This is a genomic window from Amycolatopsis kentuckyensis, assembly GCF_041679295.1.
Taxonomy (GTDB): domain Bacteria; phylum Actinomycetota; class Actinomycetes; order Mycobacteriales; family Pseudonocardiaceae; genus Amycolatopsis; species Amycolatopsis kentuckyensis_A.
The window spans coordinates 609,066-621,960 of record NZ_JBGDMD010000002.1; the positions used below are offsets into that span (position 1 = coordinate 609,066).

15 protein-coding genes are annotated in these 12,895 nt (G+C 71.8%); 7 read left to right on the top strand and 8 right to left on the bottom strand.

Annotated features, from left to right (window positions below; genetic code table 11):
* The first annotated feature begins 1 nt into the window (after window position 1).
* From ACERZO_RS08975 to ACERZO_RS08990, 4 genes are all read left to right on the top strand, one after another.
* Window positions 2-787, top strand: a complete 786-nt coding sequence (locus tag ACERZO_RS08975) for an SDR family NAD(P)-dependent oxidoreductase (RefSeq protein WP_372664068.1) — start codon at window positions 2-4, stop codon at window positions 785-787.
* 4 nt (window positions 788-791) lie between these two features.
* The gene (locus ACERZO_RS08980; RefSeq protein ID WP_372664069.1) at window positions 792-1,478 is read left to right on the top strand and encodes a GntR family transcriptional regulator; all 687 of its coding nucleotides are present in this window, start codon (window positions 792-794) and stop codon (window positions 1,476-1,478) included.
* A 282-nt stretch (window positions 1,479-1,760) separates the two neighbouring features.
* Complete coding sequence (locus ACERZO_RS08985) at window positions 1,761-2,741, top strand: ArsR/SmtB family transcription factor (RefSeq protein ID WP_372664070.1); 981 nt, start codon at window positions 1,761-1,763, stop codon at window positions 2,739-2,741.
* 12 nt (window positions 2,742-2,753) lie between these two features.
* Window positions 2,754-3,953, top strand: a complete 1,200-nt coding sequence (locus ACERZO_RS08990) for a CaiB/BaiF CoA transferase family protein (protein WP_372664071.1) — start codon at window positions 2,754-2,756, stop codon at window positions 3,951-3,953.
* A 3-nt stretch (window positions 3,954-3,956) separates the two neighbouring features.
* Here the strand turns inward: ACERZO_RS08990 and ACERZO_RS08995 are convergent, their stop codons facing one another.
* On the bottom strand, window positions 3,957-4,565 hold the full coding sequence (locus tag ACERZO_RS08995; RefSeq protein ID WP_372664072.1) for a hypothetical protein: 609 nt from the start codon (window positions 4,563-4,565) through the stop codon (window positions 3,957-3,959).
* Between the two features lie 144 nt (window positions 4,566-4,709).
* On the opposite strand from ACERZO_RS08995, the gene ACERZO_RS09000 reads away from it, so the two are divergent.
* A complete protein-coding gene (locus ACERZO_RS09000; protein WP_372664073.1) occupies window positions 4,710-5,978 on the top strand; it encodes an aminotransferase family protein in 1,269 nt (422 codons plus the stop codon).
* Window positions 5,979-6,034: 56 nt separating this feature from the next.
* Here ACERZO_RS09000 and ACERZO_RS09005 read toward each other — a convergent pair whose 3' ends face one another.
* The 7 genes from ACERZO_RS09005 to ACERZO_RS09035 form a co-directional block, all read right to left on the bottom strand.
* Window positions 6,035-6,472: a VOC family protein gene (locus tag ACERZO_RS09005; protein WP_372664074.1), complete on the bottom strand. Its 438-nt coding sequence runs from the start codon at window positions 6,470-6,472 to the stop codon at window positions 6,035-6,037.
* On the bottom strand, window positions 6,451-6,648 hold the full coding sequence (locus tag ACERZO_RS09010) for a hypothetical protein (protein WP_004561810.1): 198 nt from the start codon (window positions 6,646-6,648) through the stop codon (window positions 6,451-6,453). Before ACERZO_RS09010 ends, ACERZO_RS09005 begins: the two co-directional genes overlap by 22 nt.
* A gap of 119 nt (window positions 6,649-6,767) precedes the next feature.
* Window positions 6,768-7,271 carry a GNAT family N-acetyltransferase gene (locus tag ACERZO_RS09015; protein ID WP_372664075.1) on the bottom strand — a complete coding sequence of 168 codons (504 nt, stop codon included), beginning with the start codon at window positions 7,269-7,271 and terminating at the stop codon, window positions 6,768-6,770.
* Between the two features lie 31 nt (window positions 7,272-7,302).
* The gene (locus tag ACERZO_RS09020) at window positions 7,303-8,091 is read right to left on the bottom strand and encodes an IclR family transcriptional regulator (protein WP_372664594.1); all 789 of its coding nucleotides are present in this window, start codon (window positions 8,089-8,091) and stop codon (window positions 7,303-7,305) included.
* 119 nt (window positions 8,092-8,210) lie between these two features.
* Entirely contained in the window at window positions 8,211-8,903 is a 693-nt protein-coding gene (locus ACERZO_RS09025) for a family 16 glycoside hydrolase (protein WP_372664076.1), read from the bottom strand.
* 76 nt (window positions 8,904-8,979) lie between these two features.
* Window positions 8,980-10,443, bottom strand: a complete 1,464-nt coding sequence (locus tag ACERZO_RS09030; protein WP_372664595.1) for a PH domain-containing protein — start codon at window positions 10,441-10,443, stop codon at window positions 8,980-8,982.
* Between the two features lie 83 nt (window positions 10,444-10,526).
* The gene (locus tag ACERZO_RS09035; protein ID WP_372664077.1) at window positions 10,527-11,039 is read right to left on the bottom strand and encodes a PH domain-containing protein; all 513 of its coding nucleotides are present in this window, start codon (window positions 11,037-11,039) and stop codon (window positions 10,527-10,529) included.
* 174 nt (window positions 11,040-11,213) lie between these two features.
* Here ACERZO_RS09035 and ACERZO_RS09040 point away from each other — a divergent pair, with 174 nt between their 5' ends.
* On the top strand, window positions 11,214-12,131 hold the full coding sequence (locus tag ACERZO_RS09040) for a proteasome assembly chaperone family protein (RefSeq protein ID WP_372664078.1): 918 nt from the start codon (window positions 11,214-11,216) through the stop codon (window positions 12,129-12,131).
* Window positions 12,128-12,859, top strand: a complete 732-nt coding sequence (locus ACERZO_RS09045) for a class I SAM-dependent methyltransferase (RefSeq protein WP_372664596.1) — start codon at window positions 12,128-12,130, stop codon at window positions 12,857-12,859. The genes ACERZO_RS09040 and ACERZO_RS09045 overlap by 4 nt, the downstream gene beginning before the upstream one ends.
* The last annotated feature ends 36 nt before the right edge of the window (window positions 12,860-12,895 follow it).

A 12,895-nucleotide genomic window follows, 5' to 3' on the forward strand; every position in this document is an offset into this window, starting at 1 on the left:
CATGGGTCGGTTGGCCGGCAAGGTGGCGGTCGTCTTCGGCGGCGCGCGGGGCATCGGCCTCGCCACGGTGAAGGAGTTCGTCGCCGAAGGTGCGACGGTGTTCGCTTCCGACATCCGCGAGCCCGCGGAGCCCGTCGAGGGCTACCGGCACTCCATAGTGGACGCCACGGACGAGGACGCCGTGGCGGCGTTCGTCGACGGCGTGCTCGCCGAGGCCGGCCGCGTCGACGTGCTGTTCAACAACGTCGGCATCCACCTCGGCAAGCCGCTCGCCGACACGACGCTGGCCGAGTTCGACAACATCTTCGCGCTCAACGTCCGCGCCGCCTTCCTCGGCACGCGCGCCGTGCTGCCGCACATGATCGAGCGCAAGGCCGGCAGCATCATCACGACGTCGTCGAACGGCGGCGTGATGGGCCGCCCCGGCGACCCGGTCTACAACGCGACGAAGCACGCGCTGGTCGGGCTGACGAAGTCGATCGCCGTCGCGCACGCGCACCAGGGCATCCGCGCCAACACGGTGAACCCCGGCGCGATCGACACCGACATGCTGCGCAGCACCCTGAACTCCCCGGAGGAGTTCGAAACCAAGCAGCACCAGCTGGTCGCGAGCACGCCCGCCGCGCGCGTCGGCGAAGCCTGGGAGGTCGCGAAAGCCGTGGTGTTCCTGGCCGGCGACGAGTCGCGGTTCATCAACGGCGTCGTGCTGCCGATCGACGGCGCGAAGGCCGCGGGCGCGCTGCCGGGCAACCGCTACAGCCTCGACTTCGACCTCGGCGTCAGGTAGCGCCGTGTCCGTGGACGCTTCGAGGCTGGAGAGCGAGCGGCACCTGCTCGAGCGCAGCGGCACGGCCGAACGGGTCGCCGCGATCCTGCGCCAGTACATCACCGACGGCGTCTTCGCTCCCGGTGAACGGCTTTCGGAGCCGGTGATCAGCTCGGCGCTCGGCGTCTCGCGCAACACCCTGCGCGAGTCGTTCCAGCTGCTGGCCCACGAGCGGCTGGCGGTGCACGAGCTGAACCGCGGGGTGTTCGTCCGCGAACTGACCACAGAGGACATCGAGGACCTGTACGTCGTCCGCCGGGCCACCGAATGCGGGGCGCTCCGGCGGGCAGCCGAGCTGTCCACTGTGGACTTGATGCCGGCCGAGCAGGCGCTGCGGGACGGCCGGACGGCGGCGGGGGCCCAGGACTGGCCCGCGGTCGGCACCGCCAGCATCCACTTCCACCAGGCGCTCGCCGACCTCGCGGGCAGCGAGCGGATCTCCGCGACCATGCGGCAGGTGCTCGCCGAGACGCGGCTGTTCTTCGTCCTCAACGAGAACACGCGCGAGTTCTACGAGCCGTTCCTCGACTGCCACGAGCAGATCCTGCGCGACCTGCGGCGCGGCCGGTTCGCGGCGGCGGAAGCCGCGCTGGACCGCTACCTCCGGGACGCCGAGGCCCGGCTGCTGGCGCTCAGCACACCCACGACGTAAGGGACATGGACCACGTAAAGCTTGCGGTAGGTGGTCGCGCGGTAAGTCCCGTCGGGACCGGCCGACCAGCTGCGCCAGGCGATGGTGCGCACGACGGTGGACACGGCGCAACCGGGGGAGCCGGCCGCAGCGGGCGGCGCCGAAGCGAGGAACACCGCGGCGACGGCGGCCAGGGTCCACGCGCGTCCTCGGAACACGCCACCAGTCAACCTCGCGGCGGCCACCGGCCGGAAAGGATTCGAGCCGGTTCAAATCCACCGCCGCGGCTGTTACCGTCGGTCGGTGTTCACGCTGCGCGTCGACGCGGAGACGGTGGCCAGGACCCGGTTCTCGCCGTCGCTCGCGGCGGAGTCCCTGGCCTGGCTGAAGCTCGCCGCCGACTCGGCGCGCCACCCCGTCTTCGGGGATCCCGGCCCGCTCGCCCGCGCCGCGCTCGCCCACCCCGACGTCGCCCTGCTGCTGGACCTGCTGCCGCGCGCCGGCGAGGTCTACACGCCCGACCTGCTGACCCCGCAGCCCGGCACGGCCGCCCGGCACCGCGACCTGCTCGACGAGCAGCTCGCGCAGATCGAAGCGACGCCGCAGGACGACCTCGAGGAGCAGGTGCTCTCCCACACGAGCGCGCACTGGGGCCGGCCGCTGTCGCTCACCGCCCGCCGGGTCGCGGAGTCGGGGACGATGCCGCGGCGCCTGGCCAACGGGCTCGCCCGGTTCTGGCGCGACGCGCTCGCCGAGGGCTGGGCCGGCCTGCAGTCCGTCCTCGACCGGGACATCACCCACCGCGCGAAGACCATCGCCGGCCACGGCGTCGGCGCGGCGCTCGGCACGTTGCACCCGAGCATCGGCTGGGCGGGCGACGCGATCACCCTCGCCAAGCCGTTCGACGGCGAAGTCGACGTCGCCGGCCGGGAGCTGGTCCTCGCGCCCGGCGTGCTCAGCTGGCCGGGCACCAGCATCCAGGTCGACGTGCCGGGACAGGTCGTGCTCTGCTACCCCGCGCACGGGATCGGGACGGGCGGGGCGCCCCCGCCGGACCGGCTCGCCCCGGTGGTCGGCGCCGCCCGCGCGGCGCTCCTGGCGGACCTCGAAACCGCGCGGTCGACGGCCGAGCTCGCCACGCGGACGGGGTACGCGCCGGGCACCGTCTCCTACCACCTCGGCGCGCTGCACCGGGCGGGTCTCGTCAGCCGGAGCCGGGACGGCCGGTTCGTGCTCTACCAGCGGACCCCGCAGGCCGTCGTCCTCCTCGACGGCGGCCGGTGACAGGGAAGGAACATGATGCCTGCCGATCCCACCGGATTCCGCCCGCTCGACGGGATCAAGGTCGTCGACCTGTCCCGCATCCTCGCCGGGCCGTACTGCACGCAGTACCTCGGCGAGATGGGCGCGGACGTGGTGAAGGTCGAGCCGCCCGGGCACGGCGACGACACCCGCGGCTGGGGACCGCCGTTCGTCGGCGAGAGCGACGAAGCCGTGTACTACCTCGCGGCGAACCGGAACAAGCGCGGGATCGTGCTCGACCTCAAGAGCGACCGCGGCCGCGAGGCGCTGCGACGGCTGGTGGCCGGTGCGGACGTGCTCGTCGAGAACTTCCGGCCGGGGACGCTGGAGAAGTGGGGCCTCGGGTACTCGGTACTGGCGGAGCTGAACCCGCGGCTGATCCACGTGTCGATCACCGGGTTCGGGCAGACGGGCCCGTACCGCGACCGCGCGGGCTACGACCTGGTGGCGCAGGCCCTCGGCGGCGTGATGTCGCTGACCGGCGAGCCCGACGGCGCGCCGGCCAAGGTCGGGCTGCCGGTGGCGGACCTGAACGCGGGGACGTGGGCGATCATCGCGGTGCTGATGGCCCTGCAGGCCCGCCACACGACCGGCCGCGGCCAGTACCTCGACGTGTCCCTTTTGGACAGTCAGCTGGCCTGGCACGTGTACGCCGCGGGCGCGTCCTTCTACGACACCCCGCGACCGCGCCGGATGGGCTCGGCGCACCCGAGCATCGTCCCGTACCAGGCGTACCACGTCTCGGACGGCTGGCTGATCATCGCGGTGGGCAGCGAAAAGCTGTGGCACGCGCTCTGCGGGGTGCTGGACCTGGACATCGCGGCGGACCCGCGGTTCGCGTCGAACGCCCTTCGGGCCGCTCACCGCGAGGAGCTGAACGCGATCCTGGAGCCGGTCCTGCTGACGCGCACGGCGGCGGACTGGCTGAAGTCCTTCGACGCGGCGGGCATCCCGGCGGCCCCGATCAACGAGATCGACGACGTGTACGCGGACCCGTGGACGGCCGCGCGCGACCAGGTCGTCCGGCTGCCGCACCCGACGGTGGGGACGTACGTGGGGACGGGGTTCCCGGTGAAGGCGTCGGAGACTCCGGCGCGGCCGACGTCCGCGCCGCCGACGTTGGGTCAGCACACTTCGGAGGTGCTCGCGGAGCTGGGGTACTCGGCGGAGGAGATCGCGGAGTTCCTGGACTGAGGCTCAGCTTCCCGGCGGTCGCCAGTGGAGGTAGTCGGCGACCGTCCGCCGTTTCGCGGCGAGCCAGATCAGCCGCAGGCTGAGGACGGTCAGCAGGACGCCGATCGCCCACGCGGCGAGGCCGGGCACCAGCGCGGGGTCGGACCACGTGTGGCCGGAGAGCGGGAACCACCAGGCGACGGTGCCGAGGGCGAGGACCGCGAGCGCGGGGAAGGCGAGGATCGTCGGGCTGGTCTGCGCTTGCCGGAGCACGCGGCGGACGCCGGGTGGCTCGACGCTCGCCCGGCGCAGCCACTTCTCGTACCCGATGCCGCCGGGCACGTGCGGGTCGAGCTCGGTCCGGATGTACAGCGAAACCCGCTCGACGAGCCGCTGGCACAGCACCCACCGCGCGGCGAGGATGTTGCTGCTGAACGGGATGATCAGCAGCAGCGGCATCCGGGCCGTCGAGGTGAACGCGAAGCCGAACACGGCGCCGCTGGTGGTGATCAGGAAGGCGGTCACCTTCCACTGCTGGTCCATCAGGTGGATGATCTCCGCGCGCAGCGCCGAGTACTCCGCGAGCGGGCCGAGGTGGTGGTCGTCGGTTCGCCACCGTCGTGGGATGCGCACGCCCACGAGGTCGGCCCGGCGGCGTCGCCGTTACAGGTTGCGCTGCCGTTCCGGCCAGTCCGGCGGCGCGAACTGTGCACGATGGAGTGTTCGCGCTCCCCGCTTCGCCCTGGTAGGGATGGGGGAAGGACTTATGGAGGACCGATGTCAGCACAGCACGCCCTTTGGCACCCGTTCGCCGACATGGGCGCGGTCGCGAACGACCGGATGGTCATCACCCGCGGCGAAGGGTCCTACGTCTGGGACGACGCCGGACGCCGGTACTTCGATGCCACCGCGTCGCTCTGGTACGCGAACTTCGGCCACGGCCGGCCCGAGATCACCGACGCCGTCGCCAAGCAGCTGCAGACTCTCGACTCGTACAACCTGTTCGGCTACAACGCCAACGAGCCGGCGATCGAGCTGGCCGACCGCGTCGCCGAGCTGGCGCCGACGCCGGGTTCGAAGGTCTTCTTCGGCTCGGGCGGCGGGGACGTCATCGACACCGCCGTGAAGCTCGCGCGGGCGTACTTCGCGCAGACCGGACGGCCGGAAAAGGTGCACGTCATCGGCCGGGCGCAGGGCTACCACGGCACGCACGGCTTCGGCACGGCCGTCGGCGGCATCCCGGCCAACGCGGCAGGCGTCGGGCCGCAGCCGCCGGAGTTCTCGCACGTTCCGTTCGACAGCGCCCCCGCGTTGGAGGCCGAAATCGAGCGGGTGGGCGCGGCACGCGTGGCGGCCTTCTTCTGCGAACCGGTGATCGGCGCGGGCGGCGTGCTGCTGCCGCCGGACGGGTACCTCGAGGAGGTGGCGGCGATCTGCCGACGGCACGACGTGCTGTTCGTCGCGGACTGCGTGATCGCGGCGTGGGGCCGGCTCGGGACGTGGTTCGGCATCGACCGCTGGGCGGTCGAGCCGGACATGATCACGACGGCGAAGGGCATCACCGGCGGCACGATCCCGCTGGGCGCGCTGGTGGTGGCGCCGCGGGTGGCGGAGCCGTTCTTCACGGGAGCGCCGGGGGCACCGATCTTCCGCCACGGCGCGACGTACGCGGGCCACCCGGTGGCGTGCGCGGCGGGCCTGGCGACGTTGGACATCTACGAACGCGACGGCCTGATCCCCCGCGGCCGCGAGCTGGAGAAGCCCTTGGCCGACGCGGTATCGGCCGCGAACGGGCACCCGCTGGTCACGGAGGTCCGGGCCGGGCTGGGCTTCCTGGCAGCGGTCGAGCTGACGGCGGAGGTCATGGACGCGGACCCGGGAGCCCCGGTGAAGCTGCAGCGGGCGTGCCGCGACGAGGGTGTGATCGTGCGCAACCTCGGGCGGGGCATCGCGGTGTCGCCGCCGCTCGTGGCGGGGGAGACGGAGCTGGACCTGCTCGCTTCCGCGCTGCCCAAGGCCCTGGACCGCCTGGCGGCACAGAGCTGAAGCCGTGACCGGCTCTTTCCAGTCCTGGAGACGGCAGGAAAGAGCCGGTCACGACGTCACGAGATGCAGAACTCGTTCCCCTCCGGATCGGCCAACGTCACCCAGCTGTGCGGCCCCTGCCGCCCCCGGTGCAGGAACTTCGCCCCGCGCGCCGTCAGCTTCTCCAGCGCCGACTCGACGTTGTCCGCCCCCACCCACACGTCCACGTGGAGCCGGTTCTTCACCGTCTTCGGCTCCGGGACCTCCTGGAACAGCATCCGCCGTGGCGGGCCGTCCGGTGGCGAGTCCGGATGGCGGATCGCCGCCCCCGTCCGCCACACCAGGGATCCGTGGTACGTCCGGGTTTCCTCCTCCTTCGCGTACCCCTTCGCGATCATCTCGCGGATGAAGTCCTCGTCCGTCGGTTCGACGGGCCAGCCGAGCGTCTCGGCCCACCAGTCGGCGAGCACGTGCGGGTCGGCCGTATCCACCACTACCTGGAAGTCATGCGCCATACGGGCACGTTAACGACCGAGTCCGACATTTTCCGGAGCATCGGGTCCTCGGGCACGACCGTGAAGCGCCACTTGTCGACGCCGCCGCCCATGATCTCGGCGTAGCGGCGGGCGCCGTCGGCGTTGGCGAACCGCACCTGCTGGCCGTTCGTCAGGTGGGTGATCTTGACCGCCATGACAACCTCCCGAAGTGTGTGGGCCGGCCCAGGAGCTTCCCCCTCCGAGGCCGGCGAGCACAGTAGAACACATGTTCGACTGACCGCGCCACTGGATCCCCCGCGCAGGTGAGAACCACTCAGAGTGGCCGGATCATCGCCACGCGCGGCCAGGCGTCGAGCCCGCGGGCCGCCTCCGCGCGGCGGATCGCCCGCAGCCCGTCGCCGATTTCGACGTCGGCCAGCACCCGGAACCGCAGCCGCTCGTAGTAGGGCGCGTTCCACGGCACGGTCTCGTACGTCGTAAGAGTCAGCGCCGGCAACCCGCGAGAAGCCGCCCACTCGGCGAGCGTCTCGATCAGCGCGCGGCCGAGCCCGCGCCGCGCGTGCGACGGCCGCACCGAGACCTGCTCGATGTGCGCGTGCCCGTCGACGACTTCCGCGACGAGGTACGCCACCGGCCGGTCGCCGTCGTCCACGGCCACCCAGGCGCGGCCGGCGGACTGGTACCCCGCCAGCTCCGCCACCGAACCCGGGTCGTCGTCGGCGATCGCCGCCATGTCGACGGCGCGGAACAGGCTGCCCGCTTCGCGTTCGACGTCGATCAACGCGGGCAGGTCGTCGGGGCGCGCGAGCCGGATCACGAAGGCATTCGTACGCGCCCCGCCGGGATTTTCACAGCGAATAAGACGAAATCGTGCGTTCGATGCGGGTCGCGTACCCCTTCAGCGCGCTGATGGCGTTGTGCCGGGCTTCTTCGGTGATGCGGGCGGCCGGGCCGGCCATGGTCAGCACCGTCGGCCGCCGTCCGTAGGCGGTCACCGGCACCGAGCACGCCCAGACGCCCTCGTCGATTTCCCCGGAGCTGACCGCGTACCGGTTCTCCAACGCGTGCTTGAGCTCATCGCGCACGAAGGTGCCGCGCTGCTCGACGACCGGCGCGAGCCGCCGGTCGCGTTCGATCTCCGGTAGCAGGGCGAGCAGCATCTTGCCGGACGCGCCGAGGCCGAGCGGCAGCGAATGCCCCGGCTCGAAGGTGAACCGCATGGCGCGGTCGCACTCGACGCGGTCCGCGCACACGGCGGCGTCGCCGAACTGCTGGAAGAGCATCACCGTCTCGCCGAGCTCCCGCGCGGCTTCCTCCATCGACGGCTTCGCCAGCCGCACGAGGTCGTTCGCCAGCTGCGCGGCCCGCGCGAGCGGCATCACCTGGCTCGTGAGGTGGTAGTGCCCGGCCCGGCCCTCCTCGAGCAGCTGCAGCTCCTTGAGCAGTGCGACGTAGCGGTAGGTCGTCGCGACCGGGGTGCCGATGATCGCGGCGAGCTCGGCGACGCTGGCTTCCCAGCGCCGTTCGGAAAAGGCGAGGAGCAGCTGGAGGACTTTGCGGGAACTGCTGGCGCCGGGGGTCCGGCGCGGGGCGGTGGTGGTGGCGGAACCGTCGACGGCACTGACGGCAGGCGTCATCATGACCTCTCGGTGAGACAAAAACGACCTTCGCTATCACACGCGGTGAATAAATTAGCACGTTGTGTTAATCGGAGGCCAGCATTGCGCCGACGGACCGCCATTCGGGAAAACCGGGGTCAGAGCGTGAGGAACTCGCCCGGTTTCGTCACCACCGGTGACTCGACGTAGAGCCCGCGGTACTCGTCCTGGATCCCGGAGTTGTGCACCTGCAGCGCCAGCGGGCCGACACGCCCGGCGGTCTTGTCGGTGAACCGCAGGACCTCGACGCCCTTGCAGGTCACCGCGGTCCCGGTGAGCGGGCAGCACGCCATCCGGGCCACGCCGGTCGTCATGTCCCCGATCAGCTCGCACTGCGCCCACTTCTTGATGTCGATCGACGTGTGCGGCAGCTGCTGGAAGAGCTTGCCGCCGCCGTTGTTGTGGCCCGGCCGGTAGTCCCAGTGCCCGCCGTTCGGCGGCTGGAACTGGATGGCGCTCAACGCGTCGCGGATCGGGTCGGTGGTGCCCCAGATCAGCACGGTCGGTTTGTGGTTCCCCTTGACCTGACGGACATTGAATATCCACCGAAACGTGCCGACCTGCTGTTTGTTGTAGTACAACCAGCCGCGGGCCGTGCCATTGCCGTGGATCACGCCGTTCTTCACCGACCAAAGGCCGGTTTTCGACGACGTCCAGGCGCTCAGGCTCGTGCCGTCGAACATCGGAACGAGGTTCGGGTCGCCGTAGGGGTTGTCGGCCGCGGCGGCCGGCACCGGGACCGAAGCCACGACGATCGCCGCGGCCACCACACCAAGGAGCTTCCGGAACATCCCTGCCGTCCTCTCTCCAGCGCTGATAGCGGGTTCGGACGGCGGATTTCACGTTAGGAGCCGCGCGGGTGGAGCGTCAACCGCGGTCCCGCTGATCGGTCAAGAACGGCGTCAGCAAGCCCGGAACGGCCCGATCGGCGAGGGCGAGCCCGTCGGACTCCCCGATGTCGAGCACGCGGTAGTGGCCCTTGCCGGCGGCGACCGGCGCGATGATCGTGACCAGCCCGGCGCGCCGCTGGAAGTACGAGCGTTCGACGACGACGCCGGTCATCCCGTCGCAGCGGACCGCCGCGGTGCCGCGGTCCAGCGACCCCGAGCGCGTCACGAGGTAGCGGCCGGTGAACGCGTGCCCGAGCCCGCGGTAGCGGTCCCAGCCGACGAGCGCGGCGAACGGCAGCAGCACCAGTGCCGCCTGCCACGGCCAGTCCGGCAGGGCGCCGAGCCACGCCAGCCCGTAGAGCGCCGCCGCGAGCAGCAGCACGCCGACGACGGCCCGGGTGAGCCGCCGGTACAGCGCCCGGCGCGGGTGGCGCACCAGCGGCGTCGCGGCGGGGTCCTCGCCGAGCACTTCCGCGACGACTTCGTGCGCTTTCGCCAGCGGTGCGGGCGGGAGCAGCAGGCCGCCGCTCTTGTCCGCGCCCTTGCCCTCGCGCAGGCCACCGGCGATGGCGACGCAACGCGCGCCGCCGGCCAGCCGCAGCGGCAACGGCTCGCGGATCTCCGCGCCGCGCAGGCGGTCTTCCTCGATCGACACCGAGCGCGTCGTGATCAACCCACGCCGGATGTGCAGCGTGCCGGCGGGTTCGCGGGTGAGCCGGAAGTTCCAGAACGAGAGGATGTACCCGCCGATCGACAGCAGCGAGACGAGCACCAGCAGCCCGGCCGCGGCGAGCACCAGGCTGACCCATGTCGGAGTGTCGGCGAAGTGCCCGACGACCGTCTGGACCAGCGAAAACTGGATCGGGTCGAAGTGCAGCTCGTGCGCGAAGTGGTAGACGGTGCCGACGGCGGCGCCGACCACGGCCAGCCCGGACAGCGTGAACGGCGCGTACCGCAGCCACTTCTTGTCGACGGCGGCCACCAGCTGCTCCGGCGGCGCGGGGGCCTCCTCTTCGGTGGTAGCCACGGCCTTGCGGTGCAGGAGCAGGGTCCGCAGCCGCTGCGCTTCGGCGATCGTGACGGCGTCGAGGACGAGCTCGTCCTTGCCCGGTCCCTTGCCGTGGGAGTGGCGCCCGGTGCCGATCCGCGCGGCGGCCAGCGAGAACAGCCGGTGCTTCGGCTCGGACGTGACGTCGACGGTGCGGACCCGGTCGCGCGGGATGGCGCGCTGCTTGCGCAGCAGCAGCCCGGTGTGCCACTCGACCTGCGTCTCGGTGATCCGGTAGCGCGAGGTCAGCACGTGCGAGACGCCGGTGCACACGGCGATCACGGTGAAGACGAGGCCGATCCACTGCCACGGTTCGCCGTGGCCGAACAGGAGCGCGCCCAGCAGCACCGGCAGCGACCGCACCAGGTCCAGCACCGGCCGGATGAGCAGCATGCGCCGGTCGAGGCGGTGCCACGGCGCTTCCGGCGTCCCCTCGGCGGGCAGGGTCGCCACGGCGGCCGCCTCGGCGCCGCTGCTCACGTCGCGTCCCCGCGGACGGCCTGGGTCGTCTTGGTCAGCTCGTCGGCCAGTTCGAGCGCGCGGTCGTGCGCCAGGCCCGAGATGCGCAGCGGGCCCGCCGCGGACGCCGTCGTCACGGTGATCTTCGCCAGCCGGAAGAGCTGCTCGCCGGGGTCGCGCTCGATGTCGACGGTCTGGATCCGGGAGATCGGCGCGATCCGCCACTCCTGCTTCAGCCAGCCGGACTGCGTGTAGACGGCCTCGCCGGTGACCTCCCAGCGGTGCACGCGGTACCGCCACTGCGGCATCACGATGAGGTGCAGCGGACCCACCACGCAGGCGGCCACGAGCGCGACCGTGAGGAACGCCGGCGGATCGTCGCTGGTCACCACGATGGCCGTCAGGATCCCGATGACGACGATCCAGGAGATCGACGCCATCGCCGTCCAGTAGCCGATGGCCCGGCGGCTGACCCGGTGCGCGGGCGGTCGCAGCCGCAGGCCCGCCGTGTTCGTGGTGTGTTCGCTCACGCCCTCAAGCGTGCCCGATCGGCGCCTTGCGCGCCCACGACAAGTGTCATGATGCCGATCCGGTCCGGGTTCGATCGCGTCCCGTTACGATCGGCCACACCGTCGGAGGAATGGATTCGCCGTCGGGGTGTGTTGTGCTTGAAGGATTGATGTGTAGGCGAGCAGGAGGCACCGGTGGGACTCGATCCCGACGACCTGTACGAGGTGGACTCGGACGTCCCCGACCTGACCGGGGCGGTGCTGCTGCACCACTTCGACGGGTTCATGGACGCCGGCTCGGCGGGCCGTCTCCTGGCCGAGCACCTGCTCGGCGGTGAGCACCGGGTGGTCGCGCGCTTCGACGTCGACCGGCTCATCGACTACCGCTCCCGCCGGCCGACGATGACCTACGCCGTGGACCACTGGGAGGACTACGACGCGCCGGAACTGGTCGTCCACCTGCTGCACGACGGGGACGGCACACCCTTCCTGATGCTCTCGGGCCCGGAGCCCGACCACGACTGGGAGCGGTTCTGCCTCGCGGTGCGCAACCTGGTCGAACGCTGGGGCGTCCGGCTCACCGCCGGCTTCCACGGCATCCCGATGGGCGCGCCGCACACGCGCCCGCTCGGCGTCACCGCGCACGCGACCCGCAAGGACCTGGTCGGCGACCACCAGCCGCTGCCGAATCGGCTGCAGGTGCCGGGCAGCCTGGCCGCGCTGCTGGAGTTCCGGCTCGGCGAGTGGGGACACGACGCCATCGGGTTCGCCGCGCACGTGCCGCACTACCTCGCGCAGTCGACCTACCCTTCCGCGTCGCTGATCGTGCTCGACGCGCTGAGCCGCTCGACCGGGCTGAGCCTGGCCGAAGGCGAGCTGCGCGCGGCCGCCGAGCTCGCCGACGCCGAGATCAACCGCCAGGTCGCGGAGTCCGACGAGATCGCCGACGTCGTCCGCGCGCTGGAGCGGCAGTACGACACGTTCATCGAGGCTTCGGAGCGCGGTTCGCTGCTGGCGGAGTCGGTCGAGCACATGCCGACCGCGGAGGAGCTGGGCTCGCAGTTCGAGCGGTTCCTCGCCGAGCAGAACGGCGGCGACGGCCCGGAGCGCTGATGCGCTACGACGAGATCGGCGTCGGCTACGCGGTGGGGCGGCGGACCGACCCGCGCTGGCTCGCGCCGGTGCTCGACGCCCTGGGCGACGCGGCTTCGGTGCTCGACGTCGGGTCCGGGACGGGCTCGTACGAACCGCCCGGCCGGCGGGTCGTCGCGGTCGAGCCGTCGGCGGAGATGATCCGGCAGCGGCCGCCCGGCTCCGCACCGGTCGTGCGCGCGCTCGCGGAGGCGCTGCCGTTCTCCTCGCCGGTGTTCGAAGCCGGGCTGGCGGTGCTGACCGTGCACCACTGGCGTGACTGGCGCCGCGGTCTCGACGAGCTGCGCCGCGTCTCGCGCCGTCAGGTCGTGCTGGCCTACGACACCGCGCTGCACAACGACTTCTGGCTCGTGCGGGAGTACGTGCCGGAAGTCGCCGCGCTGGAGCTTTCGCGTCCGTCGGCGCCGGAGATCGCGGAGTACCTCGGCGCGTCTTCGGTGCGCGAGCTGCCGGTGCCGTGGGACTTCACGGACGGCGTGTTCCCGGCGCACTGGCGGCGGCCGGAGGCGTACCTCGACCCGGCGGTGCGGCGCGCGTGTTCGGCGCTGGCGCAGACCTCTCCGGCGGCCGTCGAGCGCGGGATCGCCCGGCTGCGCACGGATCTGGCGTCCGGGCGCTGGCACGAGGAACACGCCGACCTGCTGGACCTGACCGAGTGGGACGCGGGGTTCCGGCTGATCGTCCGGTGAGCTGAGGTACCGTCCCGAGATGAACGAAACGAAAAA